This is a genomic window from Mesorhizobium sp. BR1-1-4 (assembly GCF_020165375.1).
Lineage (GTDB): Bacteria > Pseudomonadota > Alphaproteobacteria > Rhizobiales > Rhizobiaceae > Mesorhizobium > Mesorhizobium australicum.
Genome location: NZ_JAIUIB010000011.1, coordinates 125,160 through 149,812, shown reverse-complemented (window position 1 = coordinate 149,812; position 24,653 = coordinate 125,160). Strand labels below are relative to the sequence as shown.

General features: G+C 62.5%; 24 protein-coding genes. 13 read left to right on the top strand and 11 right to left on the bottom strand.

Annotated features, from left to right (window positions below; genetic code table 11):
• Positions 1–63: 63 nt before the first annotated feature.
• The gene (locus LB571_RS23300; protein WP_140618559.1) at positions 64–960 is read right to left on the bottom strand and encodes a LysR substrate-binding domain-containing protein; all 897 of its coding nucleotides are present in this window, start codon (positions 958–960) and stop codon (positions 64–66) included.
• A 76-nt stretch (positions 961–1,036) separates the two neighbouring features.
• Here LB571_RS23300 and LB571_RS23295 point away from each other — a divergent pair, with 76 nt between their 5' ends.
• From LB571_RS23295 to LB571_RS23270, 6 genes are all read left to right on the top strand, one after another.
• Complete coding sequence (locus LB571_RS23295; protein ID WP_224598300.1) at positions 1,037–2,623, top strand: amidohydrolase; 1,587 nt, start codon at positions 1,037–1,039, stop codon at positions 2,621–2,623.
• Between the two features lie 41 nt (positions 2,624–2,664).
• Positions 2,665–3,597 carry a dimethylarginine dimethylaminohydrolase family protein gene (locus tag LB571_RS23290; protein WP_015318637.1) on the top strand — a complete coding sequence of 311 codons (933 nt, stop codon included), beginning with the start codon at positions 2,665–2,667 and terminating at the stop codon, positions 3,595–3,597.
• A 223-nt stretch (positions 3,598–3,820) separates the two neighbouring features.
• Positions 3,821–5,974 carry a transglycosylase domain-containing protein gene (locus LB571_RS23285; RefSeq protein ID WP_015318638.1) on the top strand — a complete coding sequence of 718 codons (2,154 nt, stop codon included), beginning with the start codon at positions 3,821–3,823 and terminating at the stop codon, positions 5,972–5,974.
• A gap of 109 nt (positions 5,975–6,083) precedes the next feature.
• Positions 6,084–6,668 carry a DUF1214 domain-containing protein gene (locus LB571_RS23280; protein ID WP_015318639.1) on the top strand — a complete coding sequence of 195 codons (585 nt, stop codon included), beginning with the start codon at positions 6,084–6,086 and terminating at the stop codon, positions 6,666–6,668.
• Positions 6,661–7,230: a DUF1254 domain-containing protein gene (locus LB571_RS23275; RefSeq protein WP_224598298.1), complete on the top strand. Its 570-nt coding sequence runs from the start codon at positions 6,661–6,663 to the stop codon at positions 7,228–7,230. The genes LB571_RS23280 and LB571_RS23275 overlap by 8 nt, the downstream gene beginning before the upstream one ends.
• Positions 7,231–7,711: 481 nt before the next feature.
• A complete protein-coding gene (locus tag LB571_RS23270) occupies positions 7,712–8,737 on the top strand; it encodes a hypothetical protein (protein WP_224598296.1) in 1,026 nt (341 codons plus the stop codon).
• Here LB571_RS23270 and LB571_RS23265 read toward each other — a convergent pair.
• From LB571_RS23265 to LB571_RS23255, 3 genes are all read right to left on the bottom strand, one after another.
• A complete protein-coding gene (locus LB571_RS23265; RefSeq protein ID WP_224525857.1) occupies positions 8,715–9,062 on the bottom strand; it encodes a DUF1491 family protein in 348 nt (115 codons plus the stop codon). The genes LB571_RS23270 and LB571_RS23265 overlap by 23 nt on opposite strands.
• Positions 9,063–9,133: 71 nt before the next feature.
• Positions 9,134–9,916, bottom strand: a complete 783-nt coding sequence (locus tag LB571_RS23260) for a peptidoglycan-binding protein (protein ID WP_224598294.1) — start codon at positions 9,914–9,916, stop codon at positions 9,134–9,136.
• A complete protein-coding gene (locus LB571_RS23255; RefSeq protein ID WP_140618575.1) occupies positions 9,891–11,642 on the bottom strand; it encodes a sensor histidine kinase in 1,752 nt (583 codons plus the stop codon). Before LB571_RS23255 ends, LB571_RS23260 begins: the two co-directional genes overlap by 26 nt.
• Before the next feature lie 533 nt (positions 11,643–12,175).
• On the opposite strand from LB571_RS23255, the gene LB571_RS23250 reads away from it, so the two are divergent.
• Both LB571_RS23250 and LB571_RS23245 read left to right on the top strand, forming a co-directional pair.
• Positions 12,176–12,523: a DUF5330 domain-containing protein gene (locus LB571_RS23250; protein ID WP_015318646.1), complete on the top strand. Its 348-nt coding sequence runs from the start codon at positions 12,176–12,178 to the stop codon at positions 12,521–12,523.
• Between the two features lie 100 nt (positions 12,524–12,623).
• Positions 12,624–13,052, top strand: a complete 429-nt coding sequence (locus tag LB571_RS23245) for a SufE family protein (protein ID WP_015318647.1) — start codon at positions 12,624–12,626, stop codon at positions 13,050–13,052.
• A gap of 85 nt (positions 13,053–13,137) precedes the next feature.
• Here the strand turns inward: LB571_RS23245 and LB571_RS23240 are convergent, their stop codons facing one another.
• Positions 13,138–13,566, bottom strand: coding sequence for a MucR family transcriptional regulator (locus LB571_RS23240; RefSeq protein ID WP_015318648.1), 429 nt, complete (start codon positions 13,564–13,566; stop codon positions 13,138–13,140).
• Positions 13,567–14,015: 449 nt separating this feature from the next.
• Positions 14,016–14,384, bottom strand: coding sequence for an SH3 domain-containing protein (locus tag LB571_RS23235; protein WP_224598444.1), 369 nt, complete (start codon positions 14,382–14,384; stop codon positions 14,016–14,018).
• Positions 14,385–14,497: 113 nt separating this feature from the next.
• Here LB571_RS23235 and LB571_RS23230 point away from each other — a divergent pair, with 113 nt between their 5' ends.
• The 3 genes from LB571_RS23230 (at position 14,498) to LB571_RS23220 (ending at position 17,795) form a co-directional block, all read left to right on the top strand.
• Positions 14,498–16,597: a S9 family peptidase gene (locus tag LB571_RS23230; protein ID WP_224598292.1), complete on the top strand. Its 2,100-nt coding sequence runs from the start codon at positions 14,498–14,500 to the stop codon at positions 16,595–16,597.
• Positions 16,598–16,616: 19 nt separating this feature from the next.
• The gene (locus LB571_RS23225) at positions 16,617–17,243 is read left to right on the top strand and encodes a LysE family translocator (RefSeq protein ID WP_224598288.1); all 627 of its coding nucleotides are present in this window, start codon (positions 16,617–16,619) and stop codon (positions 17,241–17,243) included.
• A gap of 150 nt (positions 17,244–17,393) precedes the next feature.
• Entirely contained in the window at positions 17,394–17,795 is a 402-nt protein-coding gene (locus LB571_RS23220; RefSeq protein WP_015318651.1) for an SET domain-containing protein, read from the top strand.
• Here LB571_RS23220 and LB571_RS23215 read toward each other — a convergent pair.
• From LB571_RS23215 to LB571_RS23200, 4 genes are all read right to left on the bottom strand, one after another.
• Positions 17,792–18,742, bottom strand: a complete 951-nt coding sequence (locus LB571_RS23215; protein WP_224598285.1) for a cytochrome c — start codon at positions 18,740–18,742, stop codon at positions 17,792–17,794. The two genes, LB571_RS23220 and LB571_RS23215, sit on opposite strands and share 4 nt — an antisense overlap.
• Positions 18,743–18,751: 9 nt before the next feature.
• Positions 18,752–19,189, bottom strand: coding sequence for a c-type cytochrome (locus tag LB571_RS23210; protein WP_015318653.1), 438 nt, complete (start codon positions 19,187–19,189; stop codon positions 18,752–18,754).
• 157 nt (positions 19,190–19,346) lie between these two features.
• Complete coding sequence (locus LB571_RS23205) at positions 19,347–19,949, bottom strand: superoxide dismutase (RefSeq protein WP_015318654.1); 603 nt, start codon at positions 19,947–19,949, stop codon at positions 19,347–19,349.
• Between the two features lie 172 nt (positions 19,950–20,121).
• Complete coding sequence (locus LB571_RS23200) at positions 20,122–21,000, bottom strand: branched-chain amino acid aminotransferase (protein WP_224598283.1); 879 nt, start codon at positions 20,998–21,000, stop codon at positions 20,122–20,124.
• A gap of 155 nt (positions 21,001–21,155) precedes the next feature.
• Here LB571_RS23200 and LB571_RS23195 point away from each other — a divergent pair, with 155 nt between their 5' ends.
• Together LB571_RS23195 and LB571_RS23190 are read left to right on the top strand one after the other, a co-directional pair.
• Positions 21,156–21,818: a haloacid dehalogenase type II gene (locus tag LB571_RS23195; RefSeq protein ID WP_140618589.1), complete on the top strand. Its 663-nt coding sequence runs from the start codon at positions 21,156–21,158 to the stop codon at positions 21,816–21,818.
• Between the two features lie 170 nt (positions 21,819–21,988).
• Positions 21,989–22,816, top strand: coding sequence for a L,D-transpeptidase (locus LB571_RS23190; protein ID WP_015318657.1), 828 nt, complete (start codon positions 21,989–21,991; stop codon positions 22,814–22,816).
• A gap of 70 nt (positions 22,817–22,886) precedes the next feature.
• Here LB571_RS23190 and LB571_RS23185 read toward each other — a convergent pair whose 3' ends face one another.
• Positions 22,887–24,434, bottom strand: a complete 1,548-nt coding sequence (locus LB571_RS23185) for a helicase HerA-like C-terminal domain-containing protein (RefSeq protein ID WP_140788196.1) — start codon at positions 24,432–24,434, stop codon at positions 22,887–22,889.
• Between the last annotated feature and the right edge of the window lie 219 nt (positions 24,435–24,653).

Below are 24,653 nucleotides of genomic sequence, written 5' to 3'. Positions count from 1 at the left end.
GAATAGTTTTCGCCTGATCGGCAAATTTCATTCATCTATGGCGGGCTGACGCCACCCTGCCCCTCAATAAGGCTGAATGCGATTCTCGGAGAGAGTCGACCTCAGCCATCCCGCGAAGGCTTCCAGGACCGGGTGCGAGGCCTTTGCGTGTTCGGAGACCAGAAAATAGGAGCGCGGCGATTTGATCGCGATGTCGAAAGGCCTGACCAGACGGCCTTCGCTCAGCGCACGGCGGCTGGTCAGTTCGTCACCCATGGCGATCCCCTGCCCGGCAATCGCCGCCGAGAAGACGAGGTTCATGTCGGAAAAGAAGATGCCGCCTTCGGTGTCCGGGTTTTCAACCTTGGACAGCGCCAGCCAGCGTGCCCAATCCTCGGTGTCGTCGAGATGAAGCAGATTGGCGCGCAGTACGTCCGCCGGCCTGGAAAGGCCTCCGACCTTGTTGAGCAGCGTCGGGCTGCAGAGCGGCGTGAACGAGATTTCGCACAACAGCTCGGCCATGCGGTTCGGCCAGTTGCCCACGCCAAAGGCGATGAAGGCGTCTGCCTCGGCATTGCTGACATCGTCGAGCCGTCGGGGCGTCAGGATGCGCAGCGCGACGTCAGGGTACATCTGCCGGAACTCGCCGATATGGGTGCACAGGAACAGCGAGGCGAAACCCGGCGTACAGGAGACGGCGAACGAGCCGCCGACGCCAGTGCCGGCATCGCGCGTCACCGCGTCACCGAGCACGGTCAGCGCCTTGCGAACGTCGCTGGCATAGCGCTGCCCACGCGGGGTGAGCGCCACCCCCTTGCCGATCCGCTCCAGCAGATCGAAGCCGAGATCGCGCTCGAGCAGCCGCAATTGGTGGCTCACCGCGCTGCGGGTCAGGTGCAGTTCGTCGGCGGCGCGCCAGACGCTGCCATGCCTGGCAAAACTGTCGAGCGCGCGTAGCGCCTGTGTCGATGGGATTCTCAAGAGGTGAACCGAATTTGCATGAACCAGGAAAACATATCACTTTTTGGCGAGCCGCTTCACTGCTTTCTTCTAGAGCATGGAGAAACCGGTGACGACATCGGCGCAAGAGACCGCGCTTGCCTGCCTGGACGGCATCCAGCCCCTGCTGTCGGCATGGACACGCACCATTTTCGATTTCGGCGAGACCGCCTGGCGCGAGTACCAGTCGGCCGCCTGGTATGTCGATCGACTCAAGCGCGAGGGATTTTCGGTCGAGGAAGGCTCGGGCGGCATGCCGACCGCCTTTTGCGCCCATTGGACGAACGGTGCCGGACCGACAGTGGGCATGTATGCCGAATATGATGCCGTGCCCGGCAATTGCCAGGACGCCGTGACGGTGAGGCAGCCGCGACCTGGCCTTGGCGCCGAGGCCGGCGGCCATACCGACCCGCATTCGGGGCTCGGCATAGCAAGTCTCGGCGGCCTGCTCGCCACCAAAGCCGCCATGCAGCGCCACGACATTCAAGGCACTCTGCGCTTTACCGGCGAGCCGGCCGAAAAAGTGCGCGGTTCGAAGCCGATCCATGCGGCAAAAGGCTACTATGACGGCCTTGCCGGCATGATCTCCTTCCATCCCTTCTACATGCTGCCGCTCTGCAATACCGCGCGCTGGGATACGCATTGCGGCGCGGCCTACGCGATGATCTATCGCTTCGTCTGCGACGAACCCGAAAATTGGGTTCGCGCAAGCGACGGCGCACCGATCCCGCAGGCGCATTCGGCGGTCAGGGCACCGGGCGCCAACGATGCACTGATGACCATGTACATGGCTTCCAAGGCGTTGCGCGATTCCATGCTGCCACACCAGGGCGGCTGGTCGATCAGCGAGGCGATCCTGACGGCCGGCCAGGCCACGGCCGACAATCTGCCGGCGGGACTGGCCGAGATCCAGTACATGATCCGCGTGCCCGCCATCGGCATGGCCGAGCAGGTAACGGCGGTGCTCGACCGCAACGCCGCGGCCGCGGCCGCGATCAGCGGCTGCCGCTACGAGCGGCACTGGGTATCGAAGTCACGGCCTGGGCTCGCGAACCACGCCATGGCTGGGATTGCCCATGAAGCCCTGTCGACTGTCGGGCCGCCACGCTGGGACCAACTGGCCAGAACAATCGCGCGGGAAATCCAGGTCAATGCCGGCGGCACTGCTACCGAAAACCCCTTTATCGATGAGCTTGAGCGGCTGATTTCGCCACAAGAGGCTGAGGCGATCCTGCGCCGCGACCTGCCACCGTCCCAGGTGAACTCGACCTCCGACGACTACACCGACATGAGCTGGCACGCGCCGACCGCCCGCTTCTATGTCGCCCGCCCAGCGCTCCGCTCGGCGAATGGCGGTGCCTATCCCTCCTGGGTGATGAATGCGCTGGGTGGCATTCCCGCGACGATCGACCCGATGGTCATCTGCGCCGCCAAGACGGTCGCGCTGGCGGCGCTGCGCCTGCTCGAGGACCAGACCGCCCGCGACGCGGCAAAGGACGAGTTCATCACCCGTACCGGCGGTGGCGTCGGCGGCTCCAACTGGATCGCGCCGCTCTGCGACTACGAACCGCCGATCAACTTCCGCTGGCCGGAATATGTCACCACCGCGCGCGGCCGCGACTGGTGGATCCCAAGCAATGCATGACCTGACCAACCCTTTAGAACGAGCCCACGAGGAGAACCCGCATGACCGTCCATGACCGCATCATCGCCGAGCCGTTTTCGCTTCAACGCCGCAACCCCGCCGGTGGTACCAAGCCACTGACCGTCTGGGGCTTCGCCAACGAAACCGACGTGTTGACCGACGTGCTGCTCGGATCGCCGAATTTCCTGCGCCACCTGTCGACCAGTTCGCTGTCGCGCAAGCACCTGCGTGAAGCCCCTTGCAACGTTCAGATCGCGCAGGCACAGCACAAGGATCTTGTCGCGGCCTACGAGCATTTCGGCGTCAACATTCACTGGCACGAGCCGACGCCGGAACTGCCGATGCAGGTCTATTCCCGCGATTCCAGCGTGATGACGCCTTATGGCGCCATCATCACCGCCATGGCCAACTGGTGGCGGCGCGGCGAGAACTACGCCGCCATCCGCACCTATGAAAAGCTCGGCATCCCGATCTACGACATGGTTACGGCCGGCACTTTCGAGGGCGGCGACTTCAATGTCATCGAGGACGGCGTGGTGCTGATCGGCTGCGGCGGCGCCCGCACGCAGGAGGAAGGCGCCCGGCAGGTGCAGGCCTGGTTCGAGAAGGAAGGCTGGGAGACACGCATTGCCTTCATCGACGAATATTACGTCCATATCGACCTGATGGTGGTGCCGATCGCCGAAAAGCTCACCGCCGTCTGCCTCGCCTGCACCGAGCCTGGAATCGTCGACTGGCTGAAGGGCAAGGGGCACGAGATCATCGACGTTCCCTTCCAGGACACGATGGCACTCGGCTGCAACTTCATGTCGCTGGGCAAGGACCGGGTGATCGCGCCGACGTCCAGCAAGACGCTGATCGAAAAACTCAAGGCGCGCGGCTTCGAGGTCGCGGCCGTCGACATGAGCGAAATCTCCAAGACCGGCGGCGGTATCCATTGCATGGCACAGGCGCTGAAACGCGAGGCGGCCTGATAGTCGGGAAAACGGCAAAACTGCTCCCGCTCGCCGGATCGAGTACCTGGCGGGCGAGGAACCGGCCGCCGGGTACCTGGTTCTTCCATCAACAAACCGTGCCCCTGTGTCCTCCCCGCCCTTGTGAGTGTCCGTAAATGGATGAATAGTCGCACAGGGCGCCGCCCTGAAATTGCCCGCTTGCGGTTTTCAGGTCGCGCCAGAACCGAGCCGGGTTTTTTGAATGGTCAGCCCTGAACCACGCAAGAGAAGAGGTCCGATCGCCGCCTGGTTGCTGGCGCTGGACGCGTGGCTCGATTCCTCGCTCTATGAGATCGGGTTCAAGGCACGCCAGTTCTGGGAGGCCGCGACGATCTTCTCGCGGCGCTTCCGTCTCAAGGGTTGGCGCCGCGGCTTCATCGAACTTTTGAGCGAAGGTTTTACACTCGGCGCCGGCGGCATGGTGGTGATGCTGGCGCTGGCGATACCCGCTTTCCAAGACACCACCGGCGACTGGCGTGCCCAGGGCGACTTCGCCGTCACCTTCCTGGACCGCTATGGCAACGAGATCGGCCAGCGCGGCATCATCCAGCGCGATTCCGTGCCGGTCGACGAGATGCCGGACCATGTCATCAAGGCGGTCCTCGCCACCGAGGACCGCCGGTTTTTCGACCATTACGGTATCGATGTGCTCGGCCTGTCGCGCGCGATCTTCGAGAACGTGCGGGCGAATTCGGTCGTCCAAGGTGGCTCGAGCATCACCCAGCAGCTGGCCAAGAACCTGTTCCTGACCAATGAGCGCACGTTCGAGCGCAAGATCAAGGAGGCGTTCCTGTCGCTGTGGCTGGAGGCCAATCTGTCGAAGAAGGAAATCCTGCAGCTCTATCTGGACCGCGCCTATATGGGCGGTGGCACGTTCGGCATCGAGGCGGCGGCGGACTTCTATTTCGGCAAGAGCGTCAAGGACCTGAACCTTGCCGAGGCGGCGATGCTGGCCGGCCTGTTCAAGGCGCCGACCAAATACGCGCCGCATATCAACCTGCCGGCGGCGCGCGCGCGGGCCAACGTGGTGCTGTCCAACCTCGTCGATTCCGGTTTCATGACCGAAGGCCAGGTGTTGCAGGCCAGACTGCATCCGGCCGACGTCGTCGACCGCGGCGAACAGAAGAGCCCCGACTACTACCTCGACTGGGCCTTCGACGAGGTCAAGAAGATCGCCAAGCCCGGCCAGCACTCGCTGGTTGCCCACACCACCTTCGACGCCAACATCCAGAAAGCGGCGGAGGAGTCCGTCGAGTTCCACCTGCGCCAGTTCGGCAAGGAGTACAACGTCACCGAAGGGGCCGTGGTGGTCATCGAGACCAATGGCGCGGTGCGGGCGATCGTCGGCGGCCGCGACTACGGCGCCAGCCAGTTCAACCGCGCCACCAAGGCACTGCGCCAGACCGGCTCATCGTTCAAGCCCTATGTCTACGCCACGGCGATGGAACACGGCTTCACGCCGAACTCGATCATTTCTGGCGGGCCGATCAGCTGGGGCAACTGGTCGCCGCACAATTACAGCGGCGAGTCGGCGGGCAACATCACGCTGATCATGGCGATGGCCAAGTCGATCAACACCGTGCCGGTGCGGCTCGCCAAGGACCATCTCGGCATCGCGCCGATCAAGGCATTGGCGGAATCGTTTGGGGTGGAATCGCCGCTCGAAGGGCACAAGACGATGGTGCTCGGCACCTCGGGCATGACCGTGATGGACCAGGCGACGGGCTACAGCGTGTTCGCCCAGAACGGCTTCGTCGGTTCCCGGCACGGCATCACCCAGCTCGTAACCCGCACCGGCGACGTGGTGTATGACTGGACCAAGGACGCGCCGCCGCCGCATCGCGTCCTGTCCGAGCAGGCCCTGAAATCCATGAACACCATGCTGGCGGCCGTGCCGGTGATGGGCACGGCGCGGCGGGCGCAAATTCCCAACATCGTCGTCGCCGGCAAGACCGGCACCACGCAATCCTACCGCGATGCCTGGTTCGTCGGCTTTACCGGCAACTACACGGCAGCCGTGTGGCTGGGCAATGACGATTTCACCCCGACCAAGAACATGACCGGCGGCTCGCTGCCGGCGATGGTGTGGCAGCGGTTGATGGTCTACGCGCACCAGAACATCGACTTGAAGCCGATCCCGGGGATAGACAAGCCCTTCGTCGACGAGGAGGTCGCGGCAAAGGCCGCCGAGGCACAGAAGAAGAGCGAGGAGCAGGCAGCGGCCGATGCCGCCGCCGAGCGGCCGCCGGTGCTGTCCAGTCGAACCACACAGACGTTGCGGGACATGAGCCAGATGTTCCAGGCGGCCCCCAAACTCGACGCCCCCGCTTCACCCGAAACGTTGTCGGCACTGTGATATCCGCCCGCTGAGACAAGACCGACTGGCAAATCCATCACGCCTGCTTGCCACAAGGCCCCGCGCCGCGATATCCCCGAACGGCAATCCTGCGCGCACCTGGCCCTTCATGCTCAAGAACGCCTTCCTGATGCTGATTTCGCTTGCCATAGCCATTGGCGGAGGCGGTGCCAGCGTCTGGTATGCGCTGAAGATCCAGGACGGTGTCGGCGCAATCAGGATCGGCCAGTGGACTGCCTTCCCCGACATCGGCACACCGGCCGCGGACCCCTATTCCAAGGCCCGCGTGGCGCGCGAGGGCGTGCTGGCGCTTGGTCGCGCCGAGGGCCTGTCCTTCGTGGCGGAAAAGGATGCCGCCGGCGACCAGCTCAAGCGGGAATGCACCTACAGGATCGAGGGCGGATTTCCGACAGCGCGGTTCTGGACGCTTTATGCCGCCGATCAGTCGCTCGGCGTCGTCGAGACCGGTAAATCGCGGCTTGCGGCTCTTCAGTCCTACGAGGTGCTACGCCAACCGGACAATTCCGTGATTATATCCGTGGGCCATCACCCGATGCCGGGCAACTGGCTGCTGACCGACGGTTCTGGACGGATGTATTTCGTCCTGACCCTCTACGACACGCCGATCGCCAGCAGCACCGGCCTGTCAGACGTTTCGCTGCCCAGGATCGTCAAGGCGGGCTGCGATGCGTAGTTTGCGTGCCGCATTGCGCAGGCTTCTGCATGCCATCCTGCTCGGCCTCGTCGGCGCCGGCATCGTCCACATTGTCGTCCTGCTTCTGGTGCCGGAATTTTCGGAACGCGACGCCTGGTCGCGTCTCTCCATGGCTTCGGATCTCTACAAGATGAACGGGCTCGATGCCGAAGCGGGCGGCGCACCGGTGGTGAAATCGGTTGACCCGCTGTTCTACGCAACGGCCTGCCGCTTCGACCTCGAGGAAGGAATGGTCCGGATCAAGGCGCCGGGGGACGTCCCGTTCTGGTCGGTGTCGGTCTATGACCGCAGCGGTCACAACATCTATTCCTTCAACGACCACACGGCGGCGGGCGGCAAGCTGGATGCCGTCGTGCTGACGCCGGCGCAGATGATCGACGTGCGCAAGGACCTGCCCGAGGATCTTCAGGGAGCGATCTTCGTCGAGGCGCCCATCGATGAAGGCATCTTCGTCATCCGCAGCTTCGTACCCGACGAGAGCTGGAAGCCGATCGTGTCGCGCTTTCTCGATCAGAGTTCCTGCGAGTTGCAGGATTTCTAAGCCGCGATCCTCGATCGCGGATCCGGAGCAGAGGGACTGACGGACCAAACCATGGCTTCAGCAAAGCTCAGTGGTGGAGGACTGCTCAGTGATGGGGGACTGGCGTCCGTGGCGATCCCGGCTTGTCCGGCCCTGCAGGCCGGGCTTCGCCGGTGCTGGACCGCTCATAACGGATGCCGGGAAATATGATCACCGCCGCCGGTATTTCGGTGGTTTGCTTGGCTCGATTGGCCGGTGCCGCACGCGGCACGAAAGACAGTACCATGCCCATGATTCGCGCATTCCTCTCGGTTTCCCCGGAGCACAACGCAACGCCTCCAAATATCATTAAGGCCGGCAGAGGGTTAACGGAGCGCTAACGGATCGCGGCTAAATTGATCTTTGTTCCCGGGTCAGTGAGTTCTGACCGAGGCAATCGCGAAACCGACATGGTCCCGGTGCCGCGAGGTCGAGTGTGTATCTGGTGTCAGGCGTATCCTTCGTGTCATCTTCGGATTTCAGGCAAATCGCGATAAGGACGCAATCGGGAAAAGCCGAAAGGCTGTTCCGCGCCGCCGTTTCCGCGTTCTGCTCGCTGACGCGACCGTCGCGCCGGGAGATCGGCCAACTCGAAGACCTGACGCTGCCTCTGTTCGATGATGTATCCGTCGAATCGCGGCGCTACGTGGCAGCCGCCCTTTCCGAATGCGAATACGCACCCGCGGCCCTGGTGCGGCGCCTCTGCGAGGAACCGGTCGACATTGCCGCTCCACTGCTCATCCGCTCGCGCGCCGTCAGCGACATCGACCTGATCGCGCTGATTGGCCGGCATGGGCTGCCGCATGCGCGCGCCATAGCGCGGCGCAAGGACCTGAACCCGACCATCGCCGATCTGATCAGGGCGCTCGAAAGGCCGAGCCTGGTGCGGACGCGGGATCCGGAAGCAGCCCCGGCGCAGAGCCTTGTCGTAAAGGCGCAAACGACGGCGGACAGCGCGGAAACTCAGCAGACACCCGGCGTTGCCGCCGAGAGCGCGCGGCGCAAGCTGCGCTCCATGATGCGCACCGGCGACCAAGCCTTGGCGGCGAAGGTCGATGCGTTTCCCGGTGCGGACACCTTTGTCAAACTGCGCGAGACGGCACTGACCGGAAACGCCGCGTTCTTCCACACCGCGCTGGCGGACGCCCTCGACATTGATTTTTCGATTGCGCAATCGCTGACCGCCCACCAGAACTATGCGCCGCTGCTTGGGGCGCTGCGCTCGCTCGACTTCAGCGAGGACCGGGCATTCCTGATTACGGTCGCCGTCTATCCCGGCCTGTTTCCGCATCCCCAGGCCATCCGCGCCTATCTCGACCGCTACCGCCTGCTGCCTCGCGACGCGGCCCTGGATAAGGTGCGGGAGTGGAAGGCCGAAACGCTGTCCAAGACGGTTCGCGGCAAGCCACCGGCAAACGGCGACAGCCGCAGGGCCTCCAACAGCGACGAAGCCGACGCCCCCGGCCTCAGGGCGTCTTCACGGAAATAAGCTCCTCGACGGGAACGCTCCCGGCCTCGATCTCGACCACCCAGATGTCGGGATCGAATTTTTTCTCGCGCTCCAGTCTCGCATCCAGCACGGCGGCATCGTTGCCGGCGGCGAGAAGGCTGAAAAACCGGTCTTCGGGCTTGGCCGAATCGTAGCTTGTCTGCGGTGCCGGCCCGTAGAGAGCCGTTTCACCCAGCCTGCCCCGCGCCAGGATGAACACGGCCCCGGCCTCCGTCGCACCGCGATTGACCACGGCGGCAAATCCGCCCGCGCCGAAAACCCGGCGCAACAGGGCCGAGACCCACAGATCAGCCGTTACGCGCATGGAAGACTCCCGACGACATGCGGGCTCTCTACCGAAATTTCCCGTGGAGGGCGAGCCGTCGTTTTCTGCCGTCAGTTGGTGAGGCCGATCTCGCGCATCTTGACGTAGACGATCTCGTCGGGCTCGCCGGTCTGCGGCAAGCCGAACAGCGACTGGAATTCCTTGATCGCCGCCTTGGTGCGTGCGCCGACGACGCCATCCAGTTGCATGTCGTCATTGCCGAAGGCCTTCAGCCCGGCCTGGATCTTGACGATGCGGGGGTCAGGCCCCTGCAAAGTGGCATTCGCCTGTGCCTCGTTGGTCTGCAAGGACACGGGAACGGCGGCCGGCGGCATGTCAGGACGAGGTTGCGGTTTCGGCACGGCAGCCGTCTTCGGCGTTGCACCCAGTTGATCCAGGAGCAGTGCGTCGATCTCGCCCGAGGCGTTCAGCCCGACCTTCTGTTGATAGGCCTGTATGGCCTTGCGCGTGTTGGGGCCGGAAATGCCGTCGACGGTGCCGGAATAGAAATCGAGGTCCTTCAATATGCCTTGCACCTGCTCGACCACCGGGTCGCCCTTGATCGGGGCGGGCGCGGCATTGGACCGCACGATGTTGATTGTCGTCTCGGGCTCGTCGGCGGCGGCGTGCGGAAAGCCCTGGAAATTGCGTGTGGCGAAAAACGCCCCGGCGTGCGGGAAAGGCTGATACCATAGCGCATTCGCCGAGACGTAGAACAGCGTCACCAGGAATGCGGTCGATCCTCCCACCAGGACGGGATTGCGCGAAATCATGCCGCCGACGGCGATGGCGCCGTCCTGAAAGGCATTGCCGCGGCGTTTGACCGCCTTAGCCTGTTTTGCGGAGCGAGCCATTTCCGTCCCCTTTCGCCCTCGTCACCGGCATTGTCAGCACTCCGGTCGGGTTGGCGGGGCGCCCCTTCGGCCCGCCGACCGGCAGGCTGATGGTCACCGTGGTGCCCTCGCCCGGCATGCTTTCGATCGACATGGTCCCTTCATGCAAGGCCACCAGCCCCTTCACCAGGGAAAGGCCGAGACCCGTGCCCTCGAAACGGCGGGTATAGTCGTTCTGGATCTGCGTGAAGGGTTTGCCGAGATTGGCGAAATCCTCCTCGGCGATGCCGATACCGGTGTCCCTCACCCAGAAATGCAGACGTGAGCCGATCCGCTTGGCGCCGACGACGACATCGCCGCCGTCGGGGGTGAACTTGATCGCGTTGGAAACGAGGTTGATGAGCATCTGCTGTACGGCGCGGCGATCGGCATTGATATCGCCGGCGTCAGGGGCGATCTGCGTCTGCAGGTCGATATTCTTGGCCTGCGCCTGCAGCCGCATCATCGACTGGCACATGTCTACGGCTTCTACGAACCGGAACGGCTCCGGCTCGGTGGCGTAGACGCCCGATTCGATCCTCGACACGTCGAGTATGGATGTCACGACTGCCAGCAGATGCTGGCCCGAATCCCGCACCAGACCGACATATTCCTTCTGGCGCGGATCTTTGAAGGCGCCGAACATCTCGTGCAGCAGCATGTCGGAGAAACCGATGATGGCGTTCAACGGCGTGCGCAGTTCATGGCTCACGACTGCCAGGAACCGGCCCTTGGCCACTTCGGCGGCGGCGGCCGTCTCATTGGCTTGCGCCAGTTCTTCGCGCAGCCGCGCGGTCTCGTCATTCTGGCGCAGGACAAGCGTGAAGACGTCGCCTTGTTTCTCGCTACGCACCAGTTCGAGCGCGAATGGCTGGTAATTGTCGGCCACAAAGCCATTTCCATTGTGGGCGCCGTTGCCACTCTGGGGCAGCCTGATGCGCAAGTCGAGGCGGCGCGACCGTGCGCCGTCACGCATGTCGGCCAGGGCGCTGAGATAGGAGACACGATCCGACAGGTGGACCCGATCGAAGAGGCCCGTTCCGGACAACAGCTCAGGCGGCAATTTCAGAAGCGTACGCGACTTGGCGGATGCATCCACGACTTCGCCATGGCGGGCGACCCGCAAGACCACCGCGTCGATGATGTCTTCCAGTCGATCACCGGCATCGAGCGTATCGGCCGCGCCGGCGGTGCCGCGAAAAGCCGATATCCGCGGGATGAGGGCCAGCGCCCAGGCCAATGGCACCAGCCAATGCCAGGCGGCGATGTGCGCATCCGCCAATGGAAGGAAGGCGGCCGACAAGGACTGAAGGGCGATGGCGATGACGGCTGTCGCGCCCCCCCACAATGCCGCACGCCGTGACGCGCCGATCCACCAGGCTTCGAATGGCAGCGCCAGGGTAAGCATGGCGACAGGTGAACTCAATCCGCCGGCGGCACCGATGAGACCGGCAAGGGCAAGCGCCGCCATCGCCAGGGCGATCGGCCCCGCGGCAGCCATCTTGCCGGTAGCGGCTACCAGCAGGGCGACGAACCAGCACAGGCCGAAGGCCGCGAAAATGGCGGCCATGGTCACCGCGGCGCCCATCCCCGATGTAACCAGCGTGACCGCGGCACCCGCTGCAAAAAATGGCGCGGCCAGCATCACGCCGATGAAACGGCGCTGGCGCTCGCGGTCGCTCCGTTCGAGAACGCTGGGATGAACCATGCGCTCACAACCGGCCGCTATTGCACCAGGCAATTCAGCGTATCTGGCCTCGATCGGCATCAATTCAACGCACTCGCACTCGTCGTGAACAGCTCTGCTTTTGCAGATTGTGTTGGTTGGCTTTGAAACTCGCACCCAGCGTTTAAGGAATGGATAAGGCAGGGCCGACCAAGGCCCGCCCTGCGGCAAATATCGGGATGACGGCGGCCGAAAACCGGGTCAAATGCAGCCATAGTAAACGGAGGGTTATCCCCCGGGTCCTGTCGTCGGACCGCCGGCCAAGTCGTCGAAGCCGCTTTATTTCCTCGAAGACACAATTCATTCAACGGGATAGATGGTTATCGAATGGTGAGAAGAATCGTCTCGAAATGAAACAAATCGACAGCAAAACGCTTCGTTTCGAATTTGCTTAAAATTTGAGGAAAATTCTCGGCGATCGTGCAAGCCGTCCTTCGTGCCTGTGTGCCAACATCCTGCCCATAAAAGAGGTCATGCCATATGATGCATGATCCGGTCACGACGAGAGGCAAGGCATGTTCTTCCTGATAAGAATGGCTTTCTGGTTTTCACTGGTGCTGCTGGCGCTGCCGCTAGGTGTCGGATCCGATGAAACGGGCCAGGAAAGCGTCGGGCCGATCCAGGCCCTGTTCGCGGCGCGAGACGCCGTCGGCGACATTGCCGGTATCTGCGAACGCAAGCCCGATGTCTGCGAGACGGGCAAGTCGGCGATGCACACCATCACCGCACGCGCCAAGGAAACCGCCAAGATCGCGGCGGCCATGCTGGACGACAAGTCCGCCGGCCCCGACACCTCGACAATGACGGGCAGCGTGCCGGAAGTCGTCCTGCCTGAAACGGTCAACCTGCCGATAAACAATTAAGCCGTCTCGACGGCGCACCGCGGGCAGTCTGCCCTCTCGACGCCCGCGGTGTCCTTGTTTTTTCCGTGACGCGGCGCCGCCGCGTGACTATATCCGGGTCATGACGACCACGATCCAGACGATCCGCGACGACTTCTCGTTCCTTGACGAATGGGAGGATCGTTATCGTTACGTCATCGAACTCGGCGAAGCGCTGCCGCCCTTTCCCGATGCGGAGCGCAACGCCACCAACAAGGTGCCAGGTTGCGTCAGCCAGGTCTGGCTGACCACCGAACGGGGTCCGGGCGCCGACCCCGTCATCACCTTCACCGGCGATTCGGACGCCCATATCGTGCGCGGACTGGTTGCGATCATGCTGGCGCTGTTTTCCGGAAAGACGGCCAGCGAAATCCAGAAAATCGATGCGGAAGCGACGCTGAAGGCACTCGGCCTCGACGAGCACCTGTCGCCCCAGCGTGCCAACGGCCTTCGCTCGATGGTCAAGCGCATCAAACGCGACGCCGAGATGGCGCTCGCCCAGACTGCCTGACCGACCTGTCGATCTTCCGCCCACCCCTGAAATCAAAACGGCGCCGAGGCGCCGTTTGATTTCAATCCAATCTGGCAAGCAGCGACTACCGCGCCGCCTTGCGCTTGCGGCCGAGGCCCATCTTCTTGGCAAGCTGCGAGCGGGCCGCCGCATAATTCGGGGCAACCATCGGATAGCTTGGGTCCAGGTTCCACTTTTCACGATACTGATCGGGCGTCAGATCGTAGTGGGTCATCAGGTGACGCTTGAGCGACTTGAACTTCTTGCCGTCTTCAAGACAGACAATGTAGTCGTCATGAACCGAACGCTTCGGGTTGACAGCCGGCTTCTGCTTGTCGGCAGGCGCCTGTTCGACGGTTCCGCCCACACGCCCGAGGGCGGCATGGACATCGGATATCAGGTTCGGCAGTTCGCCGACCGGCACCGGATTGTTGCTGACATAGGCAGCCACCACATCGGCGGTGAGCTCGATCAGCGCATCATTGTTTCTGGAAGGTGTTTCGACAATATCCATGGTCTTCAGGCCCCAACAAGAGTTACGTCGGTCTGTGCCCCTTTTACAGGCAGGGCATTGCACGAATTTGCGCAGATAGAGCTGCCGCGATTCGTGTCACGGGGACATCAATGCGGCCGCAGGTCAAGTAAGTCAATTCGTTGCGCGCATTATATTTATGAATCTTGATCAACTATTCCGCGATCAGCTTCAATCTTTCGTGCATCATGTAATTTTTCGATATTTCGCCCGCCAAACCGATAAAGCCTGACGTAACGTCAGTTCACCGTTACATTCGCGATAACTCACAAATCAGGTTTCAATGCTCTCGTTTGCTTTGCCGTCGCTTCGGCAAACTTGGTTGTTCGCATCTGTCCTCAAAACCACAGGTTGCCGCTCCTCTCTGTCGGGCAGGCAACCAGGCGACATGCCCGCCGGCCGAACCCGTCGGGGCCAAAATCGATGGTCGTTCAATACGGGATGATATATCCGCCATAGGCCCAGCCGGTCACGAAGGTGCCGTTCTTGGCCGGGTCATGCCAGATTTCGCACCAGCGATAGCGAACCGTCTGCTGCTGTTTCCATGCCGGTTGATTGGCGATATCGAGCAGGTTTATGCCGCCGGTGCATCGTCCGGTCATCTGCAGGACGGTCCCGTTCGGGTATGCGACCTGCTTCTGGGATGTTCCCGACGGATATTTGCGCACATTGAGCGTGTCGCCGAACGGCACATTGGCCACTTGCCAAGCCGAAAATACGGTCGCATGAGACTGGCCGGCAAAGACCAGACTTAGCGAAGCGACGGCGAAAGCCGCAGCAATACGAGACCGAATAGTCATCTTCTCTCCCCCGGCCGTCGCATGGGCCGACACCAACTCTACGCCACAGCTCTTGAACCTGCCCTGATCGGCGTGTTCATTCGTCATTCAAGATATTTCCAGAGCGAGACGCAATGACCAGGACTTCCCGATTTCCAATCGCCAGCGCCCCTGCCCCCGAGAAAAGGCCCGTCTCGGACACGCATCACGGCATCACGCGAACCGATGAATATGCCTGGCTGCGAGCGGATAACTGGCAAGAAATGTTCAGGGATCCTTCCTTGCTCGATCCTGGGATCCGCGCCGAACTCGAAGCCGAGAATGCCTATCAGTCGACGCTGATGGCCGACACGTCAGATCTGCAAAAGCAGCTTTTCAAGGAAATGAAGGGCCGCATCAAGGAAGATGATTCTTCCGTTCCCATGAAGGACGGGCCTTATGCCTACGGCTCTTCCTTCAAGCTCGGCGGCGAGCAGCCGCGCTATTTCCGAACGCCGCGCGGCGGCGGACCCGAGCAGATCCTGCTCGACGGCGACGCCGAGGCCGAGGGCAAGGCCTATTTCCGGCTTGGCGGCGTCGATCATTCGGCCGATCATAGCAAGTTGCTATGGGCGTTCGACGACAAGGGTTCGGAATTCTACACGCTGCGTGTGCGCGACCTTGCCGACGGCAAGGAACTGGCGGACCAGATACAGGCCACCGGCGGTTCGGGGGTCTGGGACGCGGGCAATGACGGGTTCTTCTATACACGTCTCGACCCAAACCACCGGCCGTCGAAGGTGCTGTTCCACGCACTGGGGCAGGCCCCTGAAAACGACCGGCTGATCTACGAGGAAACCGACCCCGGCTTCTTCATGAACGTCGACGGGACTCGCAACAACCAATGGATCATGATCGGCATCAACGATCACGAGACTTCGGAATACCGCCTGTTGAGCGCCAGCGATCCATTTGCCAAGCCGAAGCTGGTTTCGGCGCGCGAGACCGGCCTTCAATATGAACTTGAGGAAGGCGGCGATATCTTCTTCGTCCTGACCAACGCGGACGGTGCCAAGGACTTCAAGATCATGACGGCGCCGGCGAGCGACCCGGTCCGCGTCAACTGGCAGGAACTGGTGCCGCATGAACCGGGCCGGCTGATCCTGTCGGTGATCGGCTTCAAGGACCACATGGTGCGGCTCGAGCGCAAGGAAGGCCTGCCGCGCATCGTCGTGCGGGATCGGGCCAGCGGCGAAGAGCATCTGATTTCCTTCGACGAGGAAGCCTTCTCGCTCGGCCTTTCAGGGTCTCTGGAATACGACACCGAGATGATGCGTTTTTCCTACTCTTCGATGACGACACCGTCGCAGATGTTCGACTACAATATGCGCACTCGTGAGCGTGTGCTGCTCAAGACCCAGGAAGTGCCGTCCGGCCACGATCCGCACCTCTACGTCACGAGGCGGCTGATGGCGCCGGCGGCCGATGGCGAACTGGTGCCGATCTCGCTTCTGCATCACCGCGACACGCCGCTGGATGGCTCCGCGCCATGCCTGCTCTACGGTTACGGCTCCTACGGTATCACCGTGCCGGCCGCCTTCAACACCAACTCGTTCTCGCTGGTGGACCGTGGGTTCGTGTTTGCCATCGCCCACGTGCGCGGCGGCAAGGACAAGGGATATGGCTGGTACGACGACGGCAAGCGGGCGCACAAGATGAACACCTTCACCGATTTCATCGCCTGCGCCCGCCACCTCGTTGCCGAGCGCTATACCGCGCATGACCGAATCGTCGCGCAAGGCGGCTCGGCCGGCGGTATGCTGATGGGCGCCATCGCCAACATGGCGCCGGATTGCTTCGGCGGCATCGTGGCCGAGGTTCCCTTCGTCGATGTACTCACCACCATGCTCGACTCAACGCTGCCGCTGACCCCGCCAGAATGGCCAGAATGGGGCAATCCGATCGCGTCGGCCGACGATTACCTGACGATCGCCGCCTATTCGCCATACGACAATGTCGCCGCGCTCGACTATCCGCCGATCCTGGCGCTCGCCGGTCTCACCGATCCGCGCGTCACCTATTGGGAGCCGGCCAAATGGGTTGCGCGGCTGCGCGACCGCAAGAGCGGCGACAATCCGGTACTGTTCAGGATCAACATGGATTCCGGCCATGCCGGCGCCTCCGGCCGGTTTTCACGCCTGGAGGAGATCGCCTATACTTATGCCTTCACGCTGAAGGTGACGGACAAGGCATAGCTCACGGAGGAACGCCGCGATGATCGATCTGGCCACAGCGATAGCTTACATCGCGGTTGTGCTCGGCTTTGTCTTCATTCCTGGCCCGGCCACATTGTTGACGATCGCCCGCGCAACGAGTTCGGGGACGAGAGTCGGAATCGCCACAGGCGGCGGGATCGCGGCCGGCGATGTGTTTCATACCGCCATGGCGATGGTTGGGATCTCGGCGATCATCGCCACATCGGCGACGCTGTTCAGCATCGTAAAGTATATCGGCGCGGCCTACCTCGTTTACCTCGGCATTCGGGCCATCATCGAGAAAACGCCAACCGATCCGACCGCCGGCGCGCTTGCAAGCTCCGCCGGCAAGGCGTTTCGACAGGCTGTCCTGACCGAGGTGCTCAACCCCAAGACCGCGCTTTTCTTCCTGGCGTTCCTGCCTCAGTTCGTGCGGCCCGAAAACGGATCAGTGATGGTTCAATTGGCCGTCTTGGGGATCATCTTCGTCATGCTGGGGCTTTTCAGCACGGTCGTGTTTGCCGTGAGCGCAGGGCGGCTCGGCAGTTTCCTGCGCCGAAATCCGACAGTGCTGAAATGGCAAGGCAAGGTTGTCGGCGGCATCTACTGCGCCCTGGGTGTCCGCCTCGCCTTGCAAGAGCGCTGAGGCCAGGCGACCCACGTCCGCTGGCAGGCCTGATGATCATCACTTTTTGAATTCCGCGCGGCTCATTTCCGCTCGCAATTGCGACGGTCGCGCGCTACCCAAGGCACGGTTTTCCCGGGCACGAAGTCCGCACTTGCACAAGGGTCCATTATGCTGCTCGTCGACGTCTATCTCGACAAATCGCCGATCCAGGGCATCGGTGTGTTTGCCAAGAACCATATTGCCAAGGGCACGCTGGTCTGGAAGCTCGACCCCCGGTTCGATCGGATCATCGACGTCGAGACCTATGAGAGCGAAACCGGGCCGGTGAAGAACTACCTCGACCGCTATTCCTACCCCGACCGTCGCGATCCCGCCTATATCGTCTTCGAAGCCGACGATGCCCGCTACATGAACCATGACGACGAGCCGAATTGCGATGTCTCGTCGCCCGAGGAGACCTACGCCTTGCGCGACATCGCGCCTGGCGAGGAGATGACCTGCAACTACAACCTTTTCTTCGAAACGGGCTTCGATTTCCTCGGCGATCGCCACCTGCAGTCCGAGGATTAGTTCGTACTTTTCTTGCGCGCCGGATAGCCGTTGGGATGCGGCGGCACCGCCTTCAGATAGGCAGCAATCGCCACACGGTCGTCCGCCGTCAGCTCGGCCATGTTGCGCTGCACATCGACCATGGCGCCGCCGACGGAATCGAAATCCGGCGTGAATCCGGTTTCGAGGTAGTTTGCGATGTCGGACGCGGACCAGCTGCCGATACCTCCCTCGCCCGAAGTGATGTTCGGCACGACGCCCGAGCCCTCGGCGGCCACCGCACCGGCCAGCCATTCGCTTTTCCTGGTTCCGCCAGCGAGGTCGCGCGGCGTATGGCATTCGCCGCAATGGCCCGGTCCTTCGACCAGGTAGCGGCCCGCCATCACGGGGTCTGGCGCGCCATCAGGCAGGGGCACGACAGGCTTGTCACTGAGATAGAGCCGCTTCCACAGGCCAATGCCGCGCCGGATGCTGAACGGGAACGCCAGCGAATTGCCGGGCGCCTTGCCGGCGACGGCAGGAAGCGTCTTCAAGAAAGCGTAGAGGTCGGCGACATCTGACGGTTTCATGCGAGCATAGGAGGCATAGGGGAATGCCGGATAGAAATGCTCGCCCGAAGGCGACACACCTTTCAGCATGGCGTTAGCGAGATCCCCGACCGACCATGCGCCGATGCCGTCCTTGGGATCTTGCGAAATATTGGGCGGAACAAAGGTGCCGAATGGCGTCTTGAGTTCGAGCCCGCCTATGAGCTGAAGCCGTGCATCGCCCTGCGACCCGGGCTTGGCATGGCAGGAGGTGCAGCCGCCGGCATAGAAGATGCGCTTGCCCCGGGCAACATCGCCTGGGCCGAGTTGCGCCAGGGTCGCCGCATCAAGCGTGACCGGTGCCGACAGCAGCCACCCCGCCGACGCGCCGGCGACGCCCAGGACGAGGGCCGCGCCGACGAGCTTCTTCAGCCATGCCATGGCTGGCGATCAGCCCTTTTTGACCCTGTAGCCCTGGTGGCAGGTACCACAGTCCGAGCCGATGGTGCCGATCTGCGTCTTCAGCGCATCGACGTCGGCCGGAGCCGCCGCGACCGCAGCCTTGACATCGGCGAGATACTTGTCCTCGGTCGCCTTGAAGCCGGCCATGTCTTCCCAGATTTTTGGCGCCGCCGTGGTGTCGCCGGTGTCGGTGCCCTTCGGGAACAAGGCCTCTACGTCGAACTTCTCGGCATTTGCCTGCAGTGCCTGCAACTGCGTCAGCACCGCGGCGGCATCAAAGGGCTCCTCGCCCTTGACCACTTTCGACAGGCCGCCGACGATCTTTCCGCGTTCCTTCATCAGAGCCTGCCGATCGAGGATCGGATCGGCAAAGGCCGCCGATGCGGCGAGTGCGAGCATGGAGATGGCGATGACAAGCTTTCTCATTCATTTGGCTCCGTGGTGAAGGCATTTCAGGACAGGACGTTAACGGATGCGGGAGGTGGAATATTCCCATTCTCCCGCATGAAATTGCATGACCCTAGCCGTGGGGTTCGAGACGAAAAGAAAAGGCCCGGGAGTGCCGGGCCTTTCGGAAGATTGATCAGGCATTCGCCTTTTCGTAGAGTTCAAGCACGTGATCCCAGTTGATCAGGCTATCTACGAAGGCCTCGAGGTATTTCGGCCGGGCGTTGCGATAATCGATGTAGTAGGAGTGCTCCCAGACGTCGACGCCGAGGATCGGCGATGCGCCATGAACCAGCGGGTTCTCGCCGTTCGGCGTCTTCGATATCGCCAGCTTGCCGTCCTTGACCGAAACCCAGGCCCAGCCCGAACCGAACTGCGTTGTGCCGGCGGCAATGAAATCAGCCTTGAACTTGTCGTAACCGCCGAGATCGCTGTCGAAAGCCTTCTGCAGCGCGCCAGGGAGCTTGTTGCCGCCGCCGCCCTTCTTCATCCATTTCCAGAAATGGATGTGATTGTAGTGCTGGGCAGCATTGTTGAAGAGACCGGCATTCTTGCCGAACGATTGCTTGACCACCTCTTCGACCGAAAGATCGCCAAGGCCGGCTTCGGCGGCGAGCTTGTTGCCGTTGTCGACATAGGCCTTGTGATGCTTGTCGTGGTGATACTCCAGCGTCTCTTTGGACATATAGGGCTGCAGGGCCTCATAGTCGTAGGGCAGAGCGGGCAATTCGAAAGCCATGGGTAGTACTCCCTCGTGGAAAATCCGGTGTGGATACCGGAGTAAGATAGGTCGGGATTGAGCTGGAGCAACTCCGGAAGTGAAGCGCCGGTTCCCTTTCTAAGCGGGTTCCCGGGAACTGTCACACGCTTTTCCTGTGACCAGCCGCGCGCAGACAAAAAGGCGGGCTATCTCAGCCAGCCGAGGTCGAATGCGCCCACTCCCAATAGAGTTCACGTGCCTTCTTGGCCACCGGGCCGGGTTGCATATCACGGCCCTCCATGCGGGTGACCGGCACCACCTTGGAGTGGTTGCCGGTCGAGAAGATTTCGTCCGCTTCGAGGAAATCCCGCACCGACAGCGTCTTTTCAGTCGTCGTGAACCCATAGGCGCCAAGCAGCGTCATCGTGCGCGCGCGGGTAATGCCGGACAGGAAGGTTCCGTTCGGCGCCGGCGTCAGCACATGGCCGTCCTTGACCAGGAAGATGTTCGAGCTACCGGTCTCCGCGACATTGCCCAGCATGTCGAGCACAAGCGCGTTGTCGAAGCCGCGCGCCTTGGCCTCGAGGATGGCGCGGCCGTTGTTGGGATAGAGGCAGCCGGCCTTGGCGTTGGTCGGCATGGTTTCGACGGTCGGGCGCCGGAATGGCGACACGGTCACCGAAAAGCCGGTCGGTGAGATCATCGGCGATTCATAGAGGCAGAGGCAGAAACGGGTCGAGGCGGGATCGGCCGGCACGCCCATGTAGCCGCCATGCTCGGCCCAGTACATCGGCCTGATGTAGACCGCCGTCTTGCCGTCGAATTTCTTCAACCCGTCCCAGGTCAGCCCGACGATCTGCTCGGGCGTCATGTTCGGCGCCAGCCCAAGCGCGATCGCCGAGGCATTGACGCGTGCGGCATGGAGTTCGAGATCGGGCGCCACGCCTTCGAACCAGCGCGCCCCGTCGAACACGCTGGTGCCGAGCCACATGGCATGGCTGCGCGGCCCCAGAATGGCGACATTGCCTTCGTACCAATCGCCATCGACGAAAGTCCATGTCGCGGATTGCGCCGCCGCCGCCAGTGTCATCGCGTTTTCCCGTTCCGGTCAATCTTGTGTGACAACATTGGATGATGCTTTGACCGCCGCCGTCAACCAGCATCGGGGAGTTTTGTTGAGGCCAGCGACGGGTGCGCTGCAATCAAGGCTTGCACCTTGTCCCGCCTCGCCTCAAAACTGTTGCCATGCAATACGCCGCCTACGTGTTCGACGCCTATGGCACGCTGTTCGACGTGCACGCCGCCGTGCGCCGCCATGCGGACGCGATCGGCCCGGACGGCCAACTCCTGTCCGAAATCTGGCGCGCCAAACAGCTCGAGTATTCCTGGGTTCGCACGCTGATGGGCGCCTATGCCGATTTCTGGCAGCTGACCGAACAGGCGCTGGACTTCGCCTTGCGCAAGGTCCCTTCGGCCGATCCGAGCCTCAAGGCGAAACTTCTGGAAGCCTACTGGCGGCTGGACTGTTATCCCGAAGTGCCGGCCGTGCTGAAAGCGCTCAAGGCTTCGGGCGCCAGGCTGGCGATCCTCTCCAACGGTTCGCCCGAAATGCTGCAGGCAGCGGTCAAGTCGGCGGCACTCGACCAGGTCCTGGACGACATCTATTCGGTCGATGCGGTGCGTCGCTTCAAGACCGATCCTGTTGTCTACGACATGGTCGCCACCGGATGGCGCCTCTATCCCGGCGCGGTCTCCTTCCAGTCCTCCAATCGCTGGGACATTGCGGGCGCCACCAAATTCGGCTTCCGCACGGTCTGGATCAACCGCTCCAACCAGCCGGAGGAATACCAGGACTTGCCACCGGCCCTGATCCTGCCATCGTTGGAGGCACTCGTATCCGGTGCCTAACTGACCTGTGGCCCCAGCGCCACAGTGGCGGCGCAGTCACAGCTTCGCCTTTGTTTGTCCACGTTCGAGCCAGAATCGGAACCGCCTATCGCCTCAGGTGTTGTCAGGCACCCGCAGCGAACGTCGCGTGTTGACGCTTTGTTGCGATTTGAGTCTTAAAGAAGGCAGCCATGTCCATAACCGAAATCGAATCCTATCGCCTGAGCCGTCGCGGCTTCCTCAACGCCGCAGCCCTGGGCGCCGCCTCGATCGCGGTTTCCGCATGCGCCACCACCGGACCGGGACCAGTCGAGCCGCCGCCGCCACCAACGTATGTCGAGCCTCCGCTCGCCGACTATGCGTCGATGTACGCTGCGGTCAACGATGGCGGTTTCGATCTGCCGGCCATCCCCGTCGACAGGATCGATCCGCAGTTCCTGCGCCAGATCGTACCCGACCCGACCGGGCAGAAGCCGGGGACCATCGTCGTCGATACGACAGGCCATTTCCTCTATCTGGTTCGCCCTGGCGGCCAGGCCATTCGCTATGGTGTCGGCCTTGGCCGCGCCGGCTTCGAATGGTCGGGCGACGCTGTCGTCCAGTGGAAGCAGAAATGGCCGAAGTGGACGCCGCCGGATGAGATGATCGCCCGCCAGCCGGAATTGAAGCAGTACAGCGCCGACAATGGCGGCATGCCCGGCGGCCTAAAGAACCCGCTCGGCGCACGTGCGCTCTATCTCTTCCAGGGCAATGTGGACACGCTCTATCGCCTGCACGGCTCGCCGGAATGGCGCTCGATCGGCAAATCGGTGTCGTCGGGCTGCGTGCGCCTGATGAACCAGGACATCATCGACCTTTATGACCGCGTGCCCTCGAAGACGCCGGTCATCGTGACCAGCGACGCTCGCCAGCCGATGGTGGCGACGGCCAACCACAAGGCGATCCCGATCGATGCCGGCGTGCCGGATGGATCGGTGCTGCTCGGCCCAGTCAAAGCGGTCACGAACGCGATCTTCTGAGTTTCACGGGGCTTCTGAGTTTCAGGGGGCTTCTGAGTTCAGGGGGCAGCAGCGTTGCCGCTGCCCTGATCTACCGTCCCCGCGACAAACTACCCAGAATCCCGCGCACAATGGCACGTCCGACCGACGAGCCGACCGAGCGCACCACCGACTTGATCGCGGCCTCGGCCACCGTCTGGCGATTGGAGGGGCGCGGCGCAGGCGCGCGCCGGCCACCGGACTGCGGCGCGGGATCGTCATTGCCGAAGCCTGGAATGGTCCAGCGCGAGCCGCCGGTGCCGGTCTGCTGCGCTTGCGCCTCGGCGTCCTGCGCCTGCTTTGCCTTCTTCTGCAGCATTTCGAAGGCCGATTCGCGATCGACAACCTGGTCATACTGGCCGGTGACCGGGCTTTCCCCGATCAGCTTCTGCCGCTCGGCAGGGGTGATGGGTCCAAGCCGCGATGACGGCGGACGGATCAACGTGCGCTGGACCATGGACGGAATGCCCTTGGCCTCCAGGGTAGAGACCAAGGCCTCGCCGGTGGCGAGCTGGGTGATGGCGGTGGCGCAGTCGAAATCCGGATTGGGCCGGAAGGTTTCGGCCGCCGTCCTCACCGCCTGCTGCTCGCGGGGCGTGTAGGCGCGCAGCGCGTGCTGCACGCGGTTGCCGAGCTGGGCCAGGACCTTTTCGGGGATATCCAAGGGGTTTTGCGTGACGAAATAGACGCCGACGCCTTTCGAGCGGATCAGGCGGACCACCTGCTCGACCCGGTCGATCAGCACCTTCGGCGCCTCGTCGAACAAGAGGTGCGCCTCGTCGAAGAAGAACACCAGCTTCGGCTTGTCGGGGTCGCCAACCTCCGGCAGTTCCTCGAACAGCTCCGACATCAGCCAGAGCAGGAACGTCGCGTAGAGGCGCGGATTCATCATCAGCTTGTCGGCGGCCAGCACGCTGATGGCGCCGCGACCATCGCGGGTGGTGCGCATGATGTCGGCAATGCGCAAAGCCGGCTCGCCGAAGAAGTTCGCCGCGCCCTGCTGCTCAAGTACCAGCAGCGTGCGCTGAATCGCCCCCACCGACGGCTTGGTGACGTTGCCATAACGGGCGCTGATTTCCTCGGCGCGCTCCGCGATGTTGGCGAGCAGCGCCTGCAGGTCCTTGAGGTCGAGGAGAAGAAGGCCCTCTTCATCGGCAATGCGGAAGGCAATGTTCATGATGCCTTCCTGCGCGTCGGTCAGGTTCATCAGCCGCGACAGGAGCAGCGGGCCCATTTCCGAAATGGTGGCGCGGATGGGGTGGCCCTGCTCGCCGAACAGATCCCAGAAGATGACGGGAAATTCCTGGAAGTCGTAAGGGTCGAGCTTGACCTGTTCTGCCCGCTTGACCAGGAAATCCTGGGCGGTGCCTATCATGGCGATACCGGAAAGGTCGCCCTTGATGTCGGCGCAGAAGACCGGAACGCCGGCGTTGGAAAATCCCTCGGCCAGGATCTGCAAGGTGACGGTCTTGCCCGTACCGGTGGCGCCGGTCACCAGGCCATGGCGATTTCCGTATTGCAGCAGCAGGTTTTCGGCGCGCTGATAGCTGTCGTCGGGCTTGCGGCTGGCGCCGATAAAAATACTGGTGTCGTCAGCCATAGGTCGGGTCTCCGCAAAACTGATGTGTCTAAAGCCAGCCTTTGCCCGATGGTATAGTGAGGCTGCCGCACAGCGACAATGACAATTGTCCAAGGCAGGACCAATCGTTCAATCAGGGCTATCGTCCAAATCGGACCAATCGCCAAAATCGGATTTTGGAACTTGCGGATTTCGATGGTGTTTGGCAATCGTCCATGGTCCGTCCACGCAAGCGACCTA

Bases quoted from the DNA above. Each gene is read 5' to 3' on its own strand.
- LB571_RS23275 (WP_224598298.1), top strand. From the start codon at position 6,661: ATGCGTAGTTTGCGTGCCGCATTGCGCAGGCTTCTGCATGCCATCCTG.
- LB571_RS23215 (WP_224598285.1), bottom strand. From the start codon at position 18,742: ATGGCATGGCTGAAGAAGCTCGTCGGCGCGGCCCTCGTCCTGGGCGTC.
- LB571_RS23245 (WP_015318647.1), top strand. From the start codon at position 12,624: ATGACGACCACGATCCAGACGATCCGCGACGACTTCTCGTTCCTTGAC.
- LB571_RS23190 (WP_015318657.1), top strand. From the start codon at position 21,989: ATGTCCATAACCGAAATCGAATCCTATCGCCTGAGCCGTCGCGGCTTC.
- LB571_RS23290 (WP_015318637.1), top strand. From the start codon at position 2,665: ATGACCGTCCATGACCGCATCATCGCCGAGCCGTTTTCGCTTCAACGC.
- LB571_RS23250 (WP_015318646.1), top strand. From the start codon at position 12,176: ATGTTCTTCCTGATAAGAATGGCTTTCTGGTTTTCACTGGTGCTGCTG.
- LB571_RS23255 (WP_140618575.1), bottom strand. From the start codon at position 11,642: ATGGTTCATCCCAGCGTTCTCGAACGGAGCGACCGCGAGCGCCAGCGC.
- LB571_RS23210 (WP_015318653.1), bottom strand. From the start codon at position 19,189: ATGAGAAAGCTTGTCATCGCCATCTCCATGCTCGCACTCGCCGCATCG.
- LB571_RS23205 (WP_015318654.1), bottom strand. From the start codon at position 19,949: ATGGCTTTCGAATTGCCCGCTCTGCCCTACGACTATGAGGCCCTGCAG.
- LB571_RS23280 (WP_015318639.1), top strand. From the start codon at position 6,084: ATGCTCAAGAACGCCTTCCTGATGCTGATTTCGCTTGCCATAGCCATT.
- LB571_RS23185 (WP_140788196.1), bottom strand. From the start codon at position 24,434: ATGGCTGACGACACCAGTATTTTTATCGGCGCCAGCCGCAAGCCCGAC.
- LB571_RS23265 (WP_224525857.1), bottom strand. From the start codon at position 9,062: ATGCGCGTAACGGCTGATCTGTGGGTCTCGGCCCTGTTGCGCCGGGTT.
- LB571_RS23235 (WP_224598444.1), bottom strand. From the start codon at position 14,384: ATGACTATTCGGTCTCGTATTGCTGCGGCTTTCGCCGTCGCTTCGCTA.
- LB571_RS23220 (WP_015318651.1), top strand. From the start codon at position 17,394: ATGCTGCTCGTCGACGTCTATCTCGACAAATCGCCGATCCAGGGCATC.
- LB571_RS23230 (WP_224598292.1), top strand. From the start codon at position 14,498: ATGACCAGGACTTCCCGATTTCCAATCGCCAGCGCCCCTGCCCCCGAG.
- LB571_RS23295 (WP_224598300.1), top strand. From the start codon at position 1,037: ATGGAGAAACCGGTGACGACATCGGCGCAAGAGACCGCGCTTGCCTGC.
- LB571_RS23260 (WP_224598294.1), bottom strand. From the start codon at position 9,916: ATGGCTCGCTCCGCAAAACAGGCTAAGGCGGTCAAACGCCGCGGCAAT.
- LB571_RS23195 (WP_140618589.1), top strand. From the start codon at position 21,156: ATGCAATACGCCGCCTACGTGTTCGACGCCTATGGCACGCTGTTCGAC.
- LB571_RS23285 (WP_015318638.1), top strand. From the start codon at position 3,821: ATGGTCAGCCCTGAACCACGCAAGAGAAGAGGTCCGATCGCCGCCTGG.
- LB571_RS23240 (WP_015318648.1), bottom strand. From the start codon at position 13,566: ATGGATATTGTCGAAACACCTTCCAGAAACAATGATGCGCTGATCGAG.
- LB571_RS23225 (WP_224598288.1), top strand. From the start codon at position 16,617: ATGATCGATCTGGCCACAGCGATAGCTTACATCGCGGTTGTGCTCGGC.
- LB571_RS23200 (WP_224598283.1), bottom strand. From the start codon at position 21,000: ATGACACTGGCGGCGGCGGCGCAATCCGCGACATGGACTTTCGTCGAT.